Source organism: Streptomyces sp. NPDC029216, assembly GCF_040648015.1.
Classification (GTDB): domain Bacteria; phylum Actinomycetota; class Actinomycetes; order Streptomycetales; family Streptomycetaceae; genus Streptomyces.
Window position 1 is genome coordinate 18547 of the sequence record NZ_JBEZWL010000085.1, and the last position, 13838, is coordinate 32384.

At 70.3% G+C, this 13838-nt stretch carries 12 protein-coding genes and 1 riboswitch; of the genes, 10 read left to right on the top strand and 2 right to left on the bottom strand.

Annotated features, from left to right (window positions below):
- Positions 1-13 precede the first annotated feature (13 nt).
- Together gcvH and gcvT are read right to left on the bottom strand one after the other, a co-directional pair.
- Positions 14-394 (bottom strand): glycine cleavage system protein GcvH, encoded by a 381-nt coding sequence (gene gcvH, locus AB0F18_RS26260; RefSeq protein WP_362064740.1) that lies wholly within the window; start codon positions 392-394, stop codon positions 14-16.
- Between the two features lie 89 nt (positions 395-483).
- Positions 484-1599, bottom strand: a complete 1116-nt coding sequence (gcvT, locus tag AB0F18_RS26265; RefSeq protein WP_362064742.1) for a glycine cleavage system aminomethyltransferase GcvT — start codon at positions 1597-1599, stop codon at positions 484-486.
- A gap of 153 nt (positions 1600-1752) precedes the next feature.
- Positions 1753-1856: riboswitch (glycine riboswitch) on the bottom strand.
- Between the two features lie 271 nt (positions 1857-2127).
- Here gcvT and AB0F18_RS26270 point away from each other — a divergent pair.
- The 10 genes from AB0F18_RS26270 (at position 2128) to AB0F18_RS26315 (ending at position 12774) form a co-directional block, all read left to right on the top strand.
- Positions 2128-2751 carry an AAA family ATPase gene (locus tag AB0F18_RS26270; RefSeq protein WP_362064762.1) on the top strand — a complete coding sequence of 208 codons (624 nt, stop codon included), beginning with the start codon at positions 2128-2130 and terminating at the stop codon, positions 2749-2751.
- A 79-nt stretch (positions 2752-2830) separates the two neighbouring features.
- Positions 2831-3565, top strand: coding sequence for an enhanced serine sensitivity protein SseB (locus tag AB0F18_RS26275; RefSeq protein WP_362064744.1), 735 nt, complete (start codon positions 2831-2833; stop codon positions 3563-3565).
- A 63-nt stretch (positions 3566-3628) separates the two neighbouring features.
- On the top strand, positions 3629-4369 hold the full coding sequence (locus AB0F18_RS26280; RefSeq protein ID WP_362064746.1) for an enhanced serine sensitivity protein SseB C-terminal domain-containing protein: 741 nt from the start codon (positions 3629-3631) through the stop codon (positions 4367-4369).
- A gap of 591 nt (positions 4370-4960) precedes the next feature.
- Positions 4961-5953 (top strand): ABC transporter permease, encoded by a 993-nt coding sequence (locus AB0F18_RS26285; RefSeq protein WP_362064748.1) that lies wholly within the window; start codon positions 4961-4963, stop codon positions 5951-5953.
- A 41-nt stretch (positions 5954-5994) separates the two neighbouring features.
- Positions 5995-7752, top strand: a complete 1758-nt coding sequence (locus AB0F18_RS26290; RefSeq protein WP_362064750.1) for an ABC transporter substrate-binding protein — start codon at positions 5995-5997, stop codon at positions 7750-7752.
- A gap of 160 nt (positions 7753-7912) precedes the next feature.
- A complete protein-coding gene (locus AB0F18_RS26295) occupies positions 7913-8914 on the top strand; it encodes an ABC transporter permease (protein ID WP_100862825.1) in 1002 nt (333 codons plus the stop codon).
- Positions 8915-8946: 32 nt separating this feature from the next.
- Positions 8947-10008: an ABC transporter ATP-binding protein gene (locus AB0F18_RS26300; protein WP_362064764.1), complete on the top strand. Its 1062-nt coding sequence runs from the start codon at positions 8947-8949 to the stop codon at positions 10006-10008.
- A 5-nt stretch (positions 10009-10013) separates the two neighbouring features.
- Positions 10014-11063, top strand: a complete 1050-nt coding sequence (locus AB0F18_RS26305) for a dipeptide ABC transporter ATP-binding protein (protein WP_362064752.1) — start codon at positions 10014-10016, stop codon at positions 11061-11063.
- 142 nt (positions 11064-11205) lie between these two features.
- Positions 11206-11862 (top strand): trimeric intracellular cation channel family protein, encoded by a 657-nt coding sequence (locus AB0F18_RS26310; RefSeq protein ID WP_362064754.1) that lies wholly within the window; start codon positions 11206-11208, stop codon positions 11860-11862.
- A gap of 60 nt (positions 11863-11922) precedes the next feature.
- Complete coding sequence (locus AB0F18_RS26315; protein ID WP_362064756.1) at positions 11923-12774, top strand: thioesterase family protein; 852 nt, start codon at positions 11923-11925, stop codon at positions 12772-12774.
- Positions 12775-13838 lie beyond the last annotated feature (1064 nt).

Consider the following 13838-nt stretch of genomic DNA (forward strand, 5'->3'; position numbering starts at 1 on the left):
ATCCCCTGGGGTGTCAGTTACCGGCGGTGAGGGCGGTGTACTCGTCGAAGGAGAGCGCGTCCTTCGGCTCCTCCGAGAGGCGCACCTTGAACAGCCAGCCACCCTCGAACGGGGCGGAGTTCACCAGCGCCGGGTCGTCCACGACGTCCTGGTTGAACTCGACGATCTCACCGGAGACGGGGGAGTACAGGTCGCTGACCGACTTGGTCGACTCCAGCTCACCGCAGGTCTCGCCCTCGGTGACCGTGTCGCCGACCTCGGGGAGCTGGGCGAAGACGACGTCACCGAGCGCGGTGGCCGCGAACTCGGTGATGCCGACCGTCGCGACGCCGTCGACGGCGTCCGACAGCCACTCGTGCTCCTTGGTGTAACGCAGCTGCTGGGGGTTGCTCATGACCTGATTCTCCTGGATGCGGTGCGGTGGATACGAACGGTGGTCTTGCGTGCCGACACGTGCGGCGAGGGGTCCCAGGGACCCGAGGGTCACTTCTGCCGCTTGTAGAACGGCAGGGCCACGACCTCGTACGGCTCATGCGTACCGCGAATGTCCACGCCGACGCCGGAGGTGCCGGGCGCGGCGTGCTCCGCGTCGACGTACGCCATCGCGATCGGCTTGCCCAGCGTCGGGGACGGGGCGCCCGAGGTGACCTCGCCGATGACCTTGCCGTCGGCGACCACGGAGAACCCGGCCCGCGGGACGCGGCGGCCCTCGGCGACCAGGCCGACCAGCTTGCGCGGGGCCTGCGTGGCGGCGCGCTCGGCGGCGGCCTCCAGGGCGGCGCGGCCGACGAAGTCGCCCTCCTTCTCGAACTTCACGACCCGGCCCAGCCCGGCGTCGAAGGGCGTGAGGGAGGTGGTCAGCTCGTGCCCGTACAGCGGCATGCCCGCCTCCAGGCGCAGGGTGTCGCGGCAGGACAGGCCGGCCGGGACCAGGCCGACGCCCTCGCCCGCCTTGGTCAGCGCCTGCCACAGCTCCACGGCGTGCTCGGGGGAGACGAACAGCTCGAAGCCGTCCTCACCGGTGTAGCCGGTCCGGGCGATCAGCGCGGGCACGCCCGCGACGGTGCCCGGCAGGCCGGCGTAGTACTTCAGGCCGTCCAGGTCGGCGTCGGTCAGCGAGGCGAGGATGCCGGGGGACTCGGGGCCCTGGACGGCGATCAGCGCGTAGGCGTCGCGGTCGTCGCGGACCTCGGTGTCGAAGCCGGCGGCGCGCTCGGTGAGGGCGTCCAGCACGACCTGCGCGTTGGAGGCGTTGGCGACGACCATGTACTCGGTCTCGCCGAGGCGGTAGACGATCAGGTCGTCCAGGATGCCGCCGTCCTCCTGGCAGATGTGCGTGTAGCGGGCGCGGCCGACGCCGACGGTGGAGATGTTCCCGACCAGGGCGTAGTCCAGCGCCTTGACGGCCTCGGGGCCGTGCACGGTGATCTCGCCCATGTGGGAGAGGTCGAACAGACCGGCCTTGGTCCGCACGGCGTTGTGCTCGTCGCGCTCACTCGCGTAGCGCAGCGGCATGTCCCAGCCCGCGAAGTCGGTCATGGTCGCACCGAGCGAGCGGTGCAGCGCGTCGAGCGCGGTCAGGCGGGGGGCAGTGCTCATGGGTGTGGCTCCCGGGTCCCAGGGCATGACATGACGAGGACGATCCTCCCCATCTGTCATCGGAACCTGAGAGGTTCGCCGAGAGTTCCCGCAGGGGGAACGTCGACTTGCACCTTGGGTGGAGCTGTCGCGCAGCTCGCTTTTCAGATCTGCCTCATCCACGCGGTACGGGGCCTGAGAGATTCAAGGGAGGTACTTGCTCCTTCGGCGCCCGGGCACGGCCATGCGGCCAGCCGGGACTCTCCCGCGCGGATTCAAGCGGCCGGTATGCAGTTGGTGTCCAGATGGCGCACATCATGCCACGGGACGCACGGAAGCGGGCAGTGGGGCCCGGAAGAACGTACGGAACGCGCGTGCCTCCTGAACCCCACGGCCCCCGGTCGGGTCCCAGCCACTGGACGGCCCGCCCGGAACCGGGACGCCGGGATTACCGTCTCTTTACACTCAGCGGGCATAGGGCCCTTCGCGGTCCGATGGGGGGAGACGATCACGGTGCGGAGATTCGGAGTGGCGACGAGTACGGGAACGGTGGACGCGACGGCCCGGGCGCGGCCCCTCGCCCCCGCCCCCGCGGCCGTCCGCACGGTCCGCGACCTGCGCGGACCGGTGCCCCGCGGCCCACGCCGGCTGAGCTTCCCCGCCGGGGACATCGTGGTCGTCTCCGGCCTGCCGGGCGGCGGCAAGAGCACCCTGATCAAGCGCGCCGCGCCGGGCGGCGGCATCGACTCCCAGGACGTCCGCGAACGCTGGGAACGCCGGATGCCGACGGCGCTCCCGTACGCCGTGTACCGCCCGCTGGTCCGGGCGTCCCACTACTGGACCCTGTGGCGCGAGCTGCGCTCCGGCGCCTCTCTGGTCGTCCACGACTGCGGCACCCAGACCTGGGTCCGGGCCCTCCTGTCGGCCACGGCCCGCCGCCGGGGCCGGCGCCTGCACCTCCTCCTGCTGGACGCCACCCCCGAGGAGGCCCTCGCGGGCCAGACCGCCCGCGGCCGCGGCGTCTCCGCGTACGCCTTCGCCCGCCACCGCGCGGCGGTGACCCGCCTCCTGACGGCGGCCGAGTCGGGCCACTCCCCGAGAGGCTGCGCCTCCACCACCCTCCTGGACCGCCGCTCGGCCGCCACCCTGACGGGCATCACCTTCACGCCGTAGCCCCCGGCCCCCCGGCGGAGCCGCCCGGTAGCCTCGGGGCGATATCCGCCACGGAAACCCACACGGAGAGCAGGGGCACATGCAGGGCAACGGCTGGCCGGCGAACGAGTTGGAACAGACGCTCGGAGCGGCCCTCGGCCGGCCCGACGCCGGCCCCCGCATCCTGGAGGCCCTCGGCCGCAGCCAGGTCTGGGTCCCGCTCCCGCAGGGCGGCGGCCCCGACAGCCACTCCCTCGACCTCCCCACCATGCTCATCGCCGGCGAGGCCTACGTCCCCGTCTACAGCTCCGAGGCCCAGCTCCGCTTCGCCGCCGGCCCCGACATGGACTTCGCGGTCGCCCCCGCCGTCGAGTTCGCCCGCGGCCTGCCCCCTCAGCTCGGCATCGCCGTGAACCCCGAGGGCGCCGTCGGCGTCCCCCTGCCCCCCGCCGCCGTCGCCCAGCTCTGCCGCGCCGGCCGGACCGAGCTCGACGGCCCCGCCACCGGCGCCCGCGTCCGCCTCTTCGAGCCCGACTGGCAGGACGACCCCGTCGACTTCCTCGCCGCCGCCGCCGAGGAGTTCCGAGCCACCGGCGTCGTCGCCGCCGCGCACCGCTGCCTCGCCAGCGTCGAGGGCAAGGACCCCGAGCTCTACATCGGTGTCCGGCTGGTGGGATGGGACTCCGGGTCCCGGACCGCCCCGCTGGAGGCGCTCGGCCGCGCCCTGGCCCGCGTACCGGCACCCTGGCCCGTCCAGTTGATCCTGCTGGAGGCCGCCGAGGACCCGGTCACGGACTGGATTCGTGAGCGCGTGCGCCCCTTCTACCTCCCGTAGCGCCGCTTAAGCTGTTCGGGACGTGGAGACGACGGGCGGACGAAGACGAAGAGGGGTAGCCGGGTGAGTGCGTCAGGCACGGCCGCGGCCGGGCAGGTCGAGCACATGCTGCGCCAGGTGACTCCCGGGCGCTATGAGAACTACGAGTCATTCCTGCGCGCCCTCGCCGAGGGCCGGCTGTGGATGCTGCTCTGGCAGGGGCAGCCGGGCTCACCGGACGCCCAGTACGGCGGCATGGAGGTCGAGGGCCTCGGTTACGCGCCCTGCGTGACCTCCCCGCAGGAGCTGGCCGCCAGCGGCTGGAACCGCGGCTACGAGGTGGTCACCGGCCGGGACATCGCCCGCGCCCTCTACCCCGACCGCTGGGGCCTGTGGGTCAACCCGCACGCCCAGGGCGGCGGCCTCGGCATCCCGTGGGCCGACCTGCGCCGGGTCGCGACCGGCCTGGACCGGATGCCGGCGGGACCGCTGCGGCTGTCCGAGCCGGCCCTGGAGCTCCCGCAGTTCTACGGGCTGCTGACCCAGCACGCGCACCGCACGCCCGCCGTCCGGTCGCTGCGCCGCGCCTGGGTGCAGCCCGCGCTGGGGTCGGCGTACCTCGCGGTCGGGCTCGACCTGTACGACGCCTCCGCGCCCGCGCTGGAATCCGTACGGGAGATGATGCGCCAGTCGGTCGGCGCGGTGCCCGAGGGGGTCCCGGTGTGCACCGTCGCGCTCGCTGACGAGCACGATCCCGTGGCCATGTGGCTACGCGCGCAGACGCGGCCGTTCTACGACCGTGAGGGGCAGGCGGCCGCCTACTGAGCCGCCGCCGGGCCGAACACCGAGCTTGTTACAGGGACATTTCCGGTATGCCCACACCGTGAGACGGGCCGTCCGGGACCACTTCAGGCCGTCGGGAACCATCGTTCCCGGCGGCCTTCGCCTTGTCCGGATTTCACCCTGGATGGGGACCCAATTGGCGTGCTCCTCCGAGGGGTTGGGCGCCATGTCCGTTTGCGTACCGAACGGACGGTCTTGCTCCGCTGAGCCGGGAGCCGAGTCCGGATAACGGGAACTCAAGCCTCAGATCACGGTTGCGCATCCATTCATCTGCGGGTCTGGCGGCTGGTCGAGCGCCCGATGAAGACTCCCCACCCAAGAGCCGGTCAGTCCTCCAGGACCCGGTTCGGCACATGGACTTCGCTTGTCGTTCCGCACAGCAGTTCCCGCACCTCCCGCACTGCCTCGCACGTCCTGCAGCTCCCGCAGTTCTCGCAGTTCTCACGCACCTCCCGGCGCGTCTCATCCGCGTTCCACCGTGTCCCGAGCACTCCGAGCGCCACTCCGCACCAACGCCGCCACAGCGGCGGGCATGGGCCGACCATCCGTCGGCCGAGAGGGGTCCCCACCACGATGACGGCACCACTGCACGACACGAGCGCGGAATCACCCGCACCCGTGTCCGTAGCCGACGTCCCTGCCAAGGCCATCGAAGGCCGCTCGCCCGGACGCATCGCCTGGATGCGGCTCAAGCGCGACAAGGTCGCGCTGACCGGCGGTGTGGTCGTGATCCTCCTGATCCTGGTGGCGATCTTCGCCCCGCTGATCGTGAACCTCCTGGGCCACGACCCCAACGAGTTCCACGAGGACCTGATCGACCCCGACCTGGGCACGCCACTCGGCTCCCTCGGCGGCATCAGCTCCGACTTCCTGCTGGGCGTCGAACCGACCAACGGCCGCGACGTCTTCAGCCGGATCGTCTACGGCGCCCGCATCTCCCTGGTCGTCGCCTTCCTGGCCGCCTTCGTCTCGGTCGTGCTCGGCAGCTTCCTGGGCGCCCTCGCCGGCTTCATCGGCGGCTGGGTCGACGGCGTCATCAGCCGCCTCATGGACCTGCTGCTGGCCTTCCCGCAGCTGCTGTTCACCATCGCCCTCGTCTCCGTCGTCCCCAACTCCGTCTGGGGCTTCGAGGGTTCGGGCGTCCGGATGGGCGTGCTCATCCTCGTCATCGGGTTCTTCGGTTGGCCGTACATCGGACGCATCGTCCGAGGCCAGACGATCTCCCTGCGGGAACGCGAGTACGTCGAGGCCGCGCGCAGCCTCGGGGCCGGCCGCGGCTACATCCTCGTCAAGGAGCTGATGCCGAACCTGGTCGCGCCGATCCTCGTCTACACCACGCTGATCATCCCGACCAACATCCTGACGGAAGCGGCCCTCAGCTTCCTGGGCGCCGGCGTCAAGCCCCCCACCTCTTCCTGGGGAAAGATGCTCTCCGACGCCGTCCCCATCTACCAGGACGACCCCATGTACATGGTGGTCCCCGGTATGACGATCTTCATCACCGTCCTGGCGTTCAACCTCTTCGGGGACGGGCTGCGTGACGCACTCGACCCCAAGGGCAGCTGAACCGCTTCTTCGATTCACCCACCTATGGAGGTTGGACAACCGTGATCCGCAGAAAGCAGGCACTCGCGATCACCGCCGTGATCGCCGCCCTGTCCCTGACCGCCGCGTGCGGTGGCGGGGACAAGACGGAAGGCAAGGGCGACGCCGACAGCTCCAAGGGCTACAGCGGCGCCGCCGACGGCGTGATCAACGCCTCCGACGCCAAGGGCGGCGAGCTCAAGCTCTGGTCCCCGCAGGACGTCGACTACCTCGACCCGGCCCGCGCCTACTACGGCTTCGTCTGGGACATGCAGCGCCTGTACGTCCGCAGCCTGCTCGCCTACGACGCGAAGCCCGGCAAGGACGGCACCAAGGCGGTCCCCGACCTCGCCGAGGCCCTGCCGGTCGTGACCAACGACGGCAAGACGTACACCCTGAAGCTCAAGGACGGGGTGAAGTTCGAGGACGGCACGCCGATCACCTCGAAGGACGTCAAGTACGGCATCGAGCGCGTCTTCGCGCAGGACGTCCTGTCGGGCGGTCCGACCTACCTGATCGACGTCCTCGACCAGGGCCAGAAGTACCCCGGACCGTACAAGGACACCGACCCGGACAAGATGGGTCTGAAGTCCGTCCAGACGCCGGACGACAAGACGATCGTCTTCAACCTGGCGAGCGCCAACTCCGACTTCAACTACCTGCTGGCCATGCCGACCTCCTCGCCGGTCCCGGCGGCCAAGGACACGGGCGCCACCTACACCAACAAGCCGGTCTCGACCGGCCCTTACAAGGTGGAGAACTTCACCGCCGGCAAGGGCGCGACCTTCGTCCGCAACGAGAACTGGGACCCGAAGACGGACCCGATCCGCAAGGGCCTGCCGGACAAGGTCTCCTTCACGGTGACCACCAACCCGGACGACATGGACCAGCGCCTGCTCTCCGGTGACATCGACCTCGCGGTCGACGGCACCGGTGTGCAGCAGGCCGCCAAGAACAAGATCCTCAAGGACGCGAACCTCAAGAAGAACGCGGACAACCCCTTCACGGGCTACATCCGCTACTTCGCCTTCCCGACGACGGTCGCGCCGTTCGACAACATCGAGTGCCGCAAGGCCGTCATCTACGCGGCCGACCCGAAGTCCCTGCAGACCGCCCGCGGCGGCCCGACCAGCGGTGACCTCGGCGCCAACATGCTGCCGCCCGGCGTCCCCGGCTCGGACAAGAGCTACGACCCGTTCGGTCTGACGAAGGGCAAGCCGCAGGAGGCCAAGGCCAAGGAGGCCCTCAAGGCCTGCGGCAAGCCGGACGGCTTCGAGACCACCATCGCCGTGCGCAACAACAAGGCGCCCGAGGTGAAGACCGCCGAGTCCCTCCAGGCCTCGCTCGCCAAGGTCGGCATCAAGGCGACGATCGACCAGTTCGACGGCAAGCTCAGCTCCTCCGTGATCGGTTCGCCCGAGAACGTGAAGAAGAAGAACTACGGCATCATCGTCATGGGCTGGGGCGCCGACTACAACTCCGGCTCGGGCTTCCTCCAGCCGCTGGTCGACGGCACGTTCATCCTGCCGAACGGCAACAACAACTACACGATGATCAACGACCCGGAGATCAACGGCCTCTTCAAGACGGCCGCCACCAAGACTCCGGAAGAGGCCGCGCCCTTCTACACGGACATCAACAAGAAGGTCATGGAGAAGGCGCTCTACCTCCCGATCAACTTCGACAAGGCGCTCGTCTACCACAACCCGCGCCTGACGAACGTCTACTTCAACGAGTCCTTCGGCAAGATCGACCTCGCCACCGTGGGCATCAAGCAGTAACACCGGCCGGCCCCCGGCCCGAGTCGTCACGTACCACGTAACACCACAGGCAAGTGCCTTCACCGCACATGCGCTAGTCCGAAGGGCAGGTGAAGGCCGCAGGCGGTGGCCGCCGCCCCCACGAGGGGCGGCGGCCACCCGCGCCGGGCGGCCGACTGCAGTGCTCGTCTACCTCATACGGCGGCTGTTCAACGTCGCCGCCACGCTGCTGGTGGTCTCCGTGGTCACCTTCGGCATCTTCTTCGCGGTCCCGAAGCTGACCGGCAGCGATCCCGCGCTCATGTACGCCGGACGCGAGACCAACGAGACCGCCCTGGCGGGCATCCGCGTGAAGATGGGCTTCGACAAGCCGATCTCCGAGCAGTACCTGCTCTTCGTCAAGGGAATCTTCGCCGGCCGCGACTACGACGGCGGCACGGGCGTCACGCACTGCGCGGCCCCGTGCTTCGGCTACTCCTTCAAGACCGAGGCGCCCGTCTGGGACACGATGATGGACCGCATCCCGGTCACCCTCTCGCTCGCCCTCGGCGCGGCGGTCATCTGGGTGATCGCGGGCGTGGCCACCGGCGTCGTATCGGCACTCAAACGCAGGACCGCCATCGACCGCACCGTGATGGTCGGCGCCCTCGCCGGTGTCTCCCTGCCGATCTTCTTCACCGGCATGGTGGCCCCCGCGATCTTCGTCTACAGCCTCGGCTGGCTGGACGTCTCCAACTACAAACCCCTGACCGAGGATCCGCTGGCCTGGCTCAACAGCCTCATCCTGCCCTGGGTCACCCTCGCCTTCCTCTTCGCCGCGACCTACGCCCGCATCACCCGGGCGACCATGCTGGAGGTCCTCGGCGAGGACTACATCCGCACCGCCCGCGCCAAGGGCCTCAAGGAGGGCGTGGTCATCCGCAAGCACGCCCTGCGCTCCACCCTCACCCCGATCGTCACCATGTTCGGCCTGGACCTCGGTGGCCTCCTCGGCGGCGCGGTGCTCACCGAGACCACGTTCAACTTCCAGGGCCTGGGGACGGCGGCCGTCGCCGCCATCAGCCAGGGCGACCTGCCCGTGATCATGGGCGTCACCCTGCTCGCCGCACTGTTCGTGGTGCTCGCCAACCTGATCGTGGACCTGCTGTACGCCGTCATCGACCCGCGCGTGAGGCTGACGTGACCGAGAACCAGAACAACGGCGCGCCCGCCTTCGTGCCCGAGCAGGGCGGCCCGCGCGACGGCTCCGCCTTCCTCTCCGTGCGCGACCTGAAGGTGCACTTCCCGACCGACGACGGCCTCGTGAAGTCCGTCGACGGCCTCTCCTTCGACCTCGAACGCGGCAAGACCCTCGGCATCGTGGGCGAATCCGGGTCGGGCAAGTCCGTCACCTCGCTGGCCATCATGGGCCTGCACCGCACCGGCAACGCCCGCAGCCGCCCGCACATCTCGGGCGAGGTCGTCCTCGACGGCGAGGAGCTCGTCAGCGCCGACGCCGACCACGTCCGCCGGCTGCGCGGCCGCAAGATGGCGATGGTCTTCCAGGACCCGCTGTCCGCGATGCACCCGTACTACTCGGTCGGCAAGCAGATCGTCGAGGCGTACCGGACCCACCACGACGTCGACAAGAAGACGGCCCGCACCCGGGCCGTGGAGATGCTCGACCGGGTCGGCATCCCCGAGCCCCACCAGCGCGTGGACGCCTACCCCCACGAGTTCTCCGGCGGCATGCGCCAGCGCGCGATGATCGCGATGGCGCTGGTCAACAACCCCGAACTGCTCATCGCGGACGAGCCGACCACCGCCCTGGACGTCACCGTCCAGGCGCAGATCCTCGACCTGATCCGCGACCTGCAGAAGGAGTTCGGCTCCGCGGTCATCATGATCACGCACGACCTCGGCGTGGTCGCCGAGATGGCCGACGAGATCCTCGTGATGTACGGCGGCCGCTGCGTCGAGCGGGGCGCCGCCGAGAAGGTCTTCTACGAACCCCGGCACCCCTACACCTGGGGGCTGCTCGGCTCCATGCCGCGCATCGACCGCGACCAGACCGACCGGCTGATCCCGGTCAAGGGCTCGCCGCCCAGCCTCATCAACATCCCGAGCGGCTGCGCCTTCAACCCCCGGTGCCCCTACGCCGACGTGCCCAAGGGCGGCATCACCCGCACCCAGCGCCCCGAGCTGACCGAGGACGGCAGCCGGCACTGGTCCGCCTGCCACATGTCGCAGGAGGAGCGGACCCGGATCTGGACCGAAGAGATTGCGCCGAAGCTGTGACCGACATGAAGAAGGACCCCGCGCAGGCCCCCGAGGCCGAAGCGCTCCTGAAGGTGACCGGCCTGGTCAAGCACTTCCCCATCAACAAGGGGCTGCTGCGCCGCCAGACCGGGGCCGTGAAGGCCGTCGACGGCATCGACTTCGAGGTCCGGCGCGGCGAGACCCTCGGCGTCGTCGGCGAGTCGGGCTGCGGCAAGTCCACCATGGGCCGCCTCATCACCCGCCTCCTGGAGCCGAGCGGCGGCCGCATCGAGTTCGAGGGCCAGGACATCACGCACCTCAACGTCTCGCAGATGCGCCCGCTGCGCCGCGACGTGCAGATGATCTTCCAGGACCCGTACGGCTCCCTGAACCCCCGCCACACCGTGGGCACGATCGTCTCCGCCCCCTTCCGCCTCCAGGGCATCACCCCGGAAGGCGGCATCAAGGCGGAGGTCCAGCGCCTGCTCTCCCTCGTGGGCCTGAACCCCGAGCACTACAACCGCTACCCGCACGAGTTCTCGGGCGGCCAGCGCCAGCGCATCGGCATCGCCCGCGCCCTGGCCCTCAAGCCGAAGCTCGTCGTCGCGGACGAGCCGGTGTCCGCCCTGGACGTGTCGATCCAGGCCCAGGTGGTCAACCTGCTGGACGACCTCCAGCAGGAGCTCGGCCTCACGTACGTGATCATCGCGCACGACCTGTCGGTCATCCGGCACGTCTCGGACCGCATCGCGGTGATGTACCTCGGCAAGATCGTGGAGCTGGCCGACCGCAAGGCGCTGTACGAGTCCCCGATGCACCCGTACACGAACGCCCTGCTCTCCGCCGTCCCGGTCCCGGACCCGAGGCGGCGCGGCGCCAAGAGCGGCCGCATCCTGCTCAAGGGCGATGTCCCCTCGCCGATCTCCCCGCCGGCCGGCTGCCGCTTCCACACCCGGTGCTGGAAGGCGACGGAGCTCTGCAAGACCCAGGACCCGCCCCTGCAGCCCCTCAAGACGGGACACCAGGTGGCATGCCACCACCCGGAGAACGCGGAATCCACCCCGGCCGCAGCCGAACCGAGCCCGGCCGGGTAACCTCCAGCCGCGCCGGCGTTTGAGGCGAGAACGGTGAAGGGCGGGGCGGGGAGACGGCTCCGCGCAGCGGAACCCCCGACCCCGCCCCGCCCGCCCACCGGCACCTGGCCGACGGCCCCCTCCGCCCGGGCGACAATGAGACGTGCTCCACGATCTCTTCCCGCCCGGCATCCAGCACGCCCTGGACCTCGCAGGCATCTTCGTCTTCGCCCTGGCCGGCGCCCTCCTCGCGGTCCGCAAGAACTTCGACGTCTTCGGCATCGCCGTACTCGCCCTCGTCACCGCCCTCGGCGGCGGCCTCTTCCGCGACCTCTGCATCGGCGCCGTCCCGCCGGCCGCCTTCGGCGAGCTCAGCTTCTTCGTCACACCGCTGCTCGCCGCCGCGCTCGTCTTCTTCCTCCACCCCGAAGTCCAGCGCATCAACCGGGCCATCAACGTCTGCGACGCCGCCGGCCTCGGCCTGTTCTGCGTGTCGGGCACCACCAAGGCCTACGAGTACGGCCTCGGCCTGACCTCCTCCGCCGCCCTGGGCGTGGCCACCGCCGTCGGCGGAGGCGTCCTGCGCGACGTGATCGCCAACGAGGTCCCGTCCCTGCTCCGCGACCGCGAGATGTACGCCGTCCCCGCCGTGGTCGGCGCCTCGATGGTGGCGCTCTTCATCAGCTTCGACGTAATCAACCCCCTCACGACCGCCCTCGCGACCGTCACCACCTTCGTCCTGCGCATCCTGGCGATGCAGTTCCACTGGCGCGCCCCGCTGGCCTGGAACCGCCGCTCCTCGGTGGCCGAAGAACCTTAGGTCCTCGACCCCCAAAACAAAAGCTACCGCTTAGTAGCTTACGCGTGTACCGTCGTCGCCATGTCACACGCAGCGGCCAAGGCATCCATCGGCGACAGCGAATTCGACCGCGACACCACCATCACGCCCCGCGCGGGCGAGCCGGGTGTGTACGACGCGGAGCTCTCCGCCGGCTGGACGATCATCACCGCCGTCAACGGCGGCTATCTGCTGGCCCTGGTCGGCCGGGCCCTGTCGGCGGCCCTGCCGCACCCGGACCCCTTCACCGTCTCCGCCCACTACCTGACCTCCTCGGTGCCCGGCCCCGCCGTGATCCGCACCGAGGTCGTCCGGGTCGGCCGTACCCTCTCCACCGGCCAGGCCTCGCTGTTCCAGTTCGACGAGAGCGGCGCCGAGGTCGAGCGCATCCGCGTCCTCGCCTCGTACGGGGACCTCTCCGCGCTCCCCGACACCGTCCACACGGTGGCGCAGCCGCCCGTCATGCCCCCCTACGAGGACTGCCTCGGCGCCGAGGCCGGCCCGGCCCCGATCCCCGGCAGCAACGCCATCGTGGACCGGCTCCGGCTGAGGCTGGACCCGGCGACGGCGGGCTGGGCCGTCGGGGCGCCGTCGGGGAAGGGCGAGATGCGGGCCTGGTTCGAGCTGGCCGACGGCCGCGACGCGGACCCCCTGTCCCTCCTCCTCGCGGTGGACGCCCTCCCCCCGACCGCCTTCGACCTCGGCCTCCTGGGCTGGGCCCCGACGGTCGAGCTCACCACCCACATCCGCTGCCGCCCGGCCCCGGGTCCCCTGCGCATCGGCATCGTCACCCGCAACCTGGCGGGGGGCTTCCTGGAGGAGGACGCGGAGGTCTGGGACTCGGCGAACCGCCTGGTAGCCCAGTCCCGCCAGCTGGCGCGGGCGCCGCGGTAGGGGCGGGGTCGGGGGAGGTCGGGGTTTCGGCGGGGCGGTCTCAGGGAGCGGTTGGGGGTTTCCCGTCAGTCTCATCGTCCTTCCGTGTCGGGCCGGCCTGTCAAGGGCGCTCCCTTCGGTCGCGTCGCTTCGCGATGGCCTTCGGCCACCCTTGACAGACCGTCCCGCCACGAAAAGCCGAAGCCTGCCGGGAAACCCCCAAAGGAACGGGCCGGTTGTTCCTTGACCATCAGGCTCCCTCAGCGATGAGACGAGCAGACCGGGCCCGGCAGACCGGGCATACGGCCCCTCCAGACCCTGACTCGGGACCACCCCACGCCCCGGATCGCTACGCGCTCCTCCCGTCTCAGCGTCCGCCGCCCGTCTGGGGCCGATGCCCGCAGCCGAGGACGACGGAATGGTCCTCCGGGCCTGCCAGGCGCCCCAGATCGCTACGCGCTGCCCGTTTTCTTGGCGGCTGACGGCCGTCCTAGGTGCTGAAGTCCTCGACCAGGTCGATTGCCGCAACCCGGTGGACCACGGCACCGCCGTGTTCTGGTCCATCCTCGCGATCGCGGTCCTCTCCCGGATCACCTCCGGCCAACCGGTCGGCCCGCTCCGATACCCGAACGTCAGACGTCGAGATCCGAGAAGCGCGCAGTGATCGGACGCGCCAGGCGCGCTCGGAGGCCTTCCTCATCGCCCTGCCGTGCGCGTATCAACCCAGGACGGGCGGCGGACGCCGGAATCTGGGGAGCGCGTAGCGATCTGGGGCGCCAGGGGCGTCCGGAGGCCTTCCTCATCGTCCTGCCGTGCGCGTATCAACCCAGGACGGGCGGCGGACGCCGGAATCTGGGAGCGCGTAGCGATCTGGGGCGCCCCCGGGCCGGAATCAGGGATCGGGATCTGGAGGGGTCGGATGCCCGGTCGGCCGGACCCGGTCTGCTCGCCTCATCGCTGAGGGAGCCGGATGGTCAAGGAAGAACCGGCCCGTTCCTCTGGGGGCTTCCCGACAGTCCTTGTCTTTCCGGGGCGGGACGGGCTGTCAAGGGTGGAGCGCAGCGACATCGCGAAGCGACGCGACC

Bases quoted from the DNA above. Each gene is read 5' to 3' on its own strand.
- AB0F18_RS26285 (WP_362064748.1), top strand. From the start codon at position 4,961: ATGACGGCACCACTGCACGACACGAGCGCGGAATCACCCGCACCCGTG.
- AB0F18_RS26315 (WP_362064756.1), top strand. From the start codon at position 11,923: ATGTCACACGCAGCGGCCAAGGCATCCATCGGCGACAGCGAATTCGAC.
- gcvH (WP_362064740.1), bottom strand. From the start codon at position 394: ATGAGCAACCCCCAGCAGCTGCGTTACACCAAGGAGCACGAGTGGCTG.
- gcvT (WP_362064742.1), bottom strand. From the start codon at position 1,599: ATGAGCACTGCCCCCCGCCTGACCGCGCTCGACGCGCTGCACCGCTCG.
- AB0F18_RS26275 (WP_362064744.1), top strand. From the start codon at position 2,831: ATGCAGGGCAACGGCTGGCCGGCGAACGAGTTGGAACAGACGCTCGGA.
- AB0F18_RS26305 (WP_362064752.1), top strand. From the start codon at position 10,014: ATGAAGAAGGACCCCGCGCAGGCCCCCGAGGCCGAAGCGCTCCTGAAG.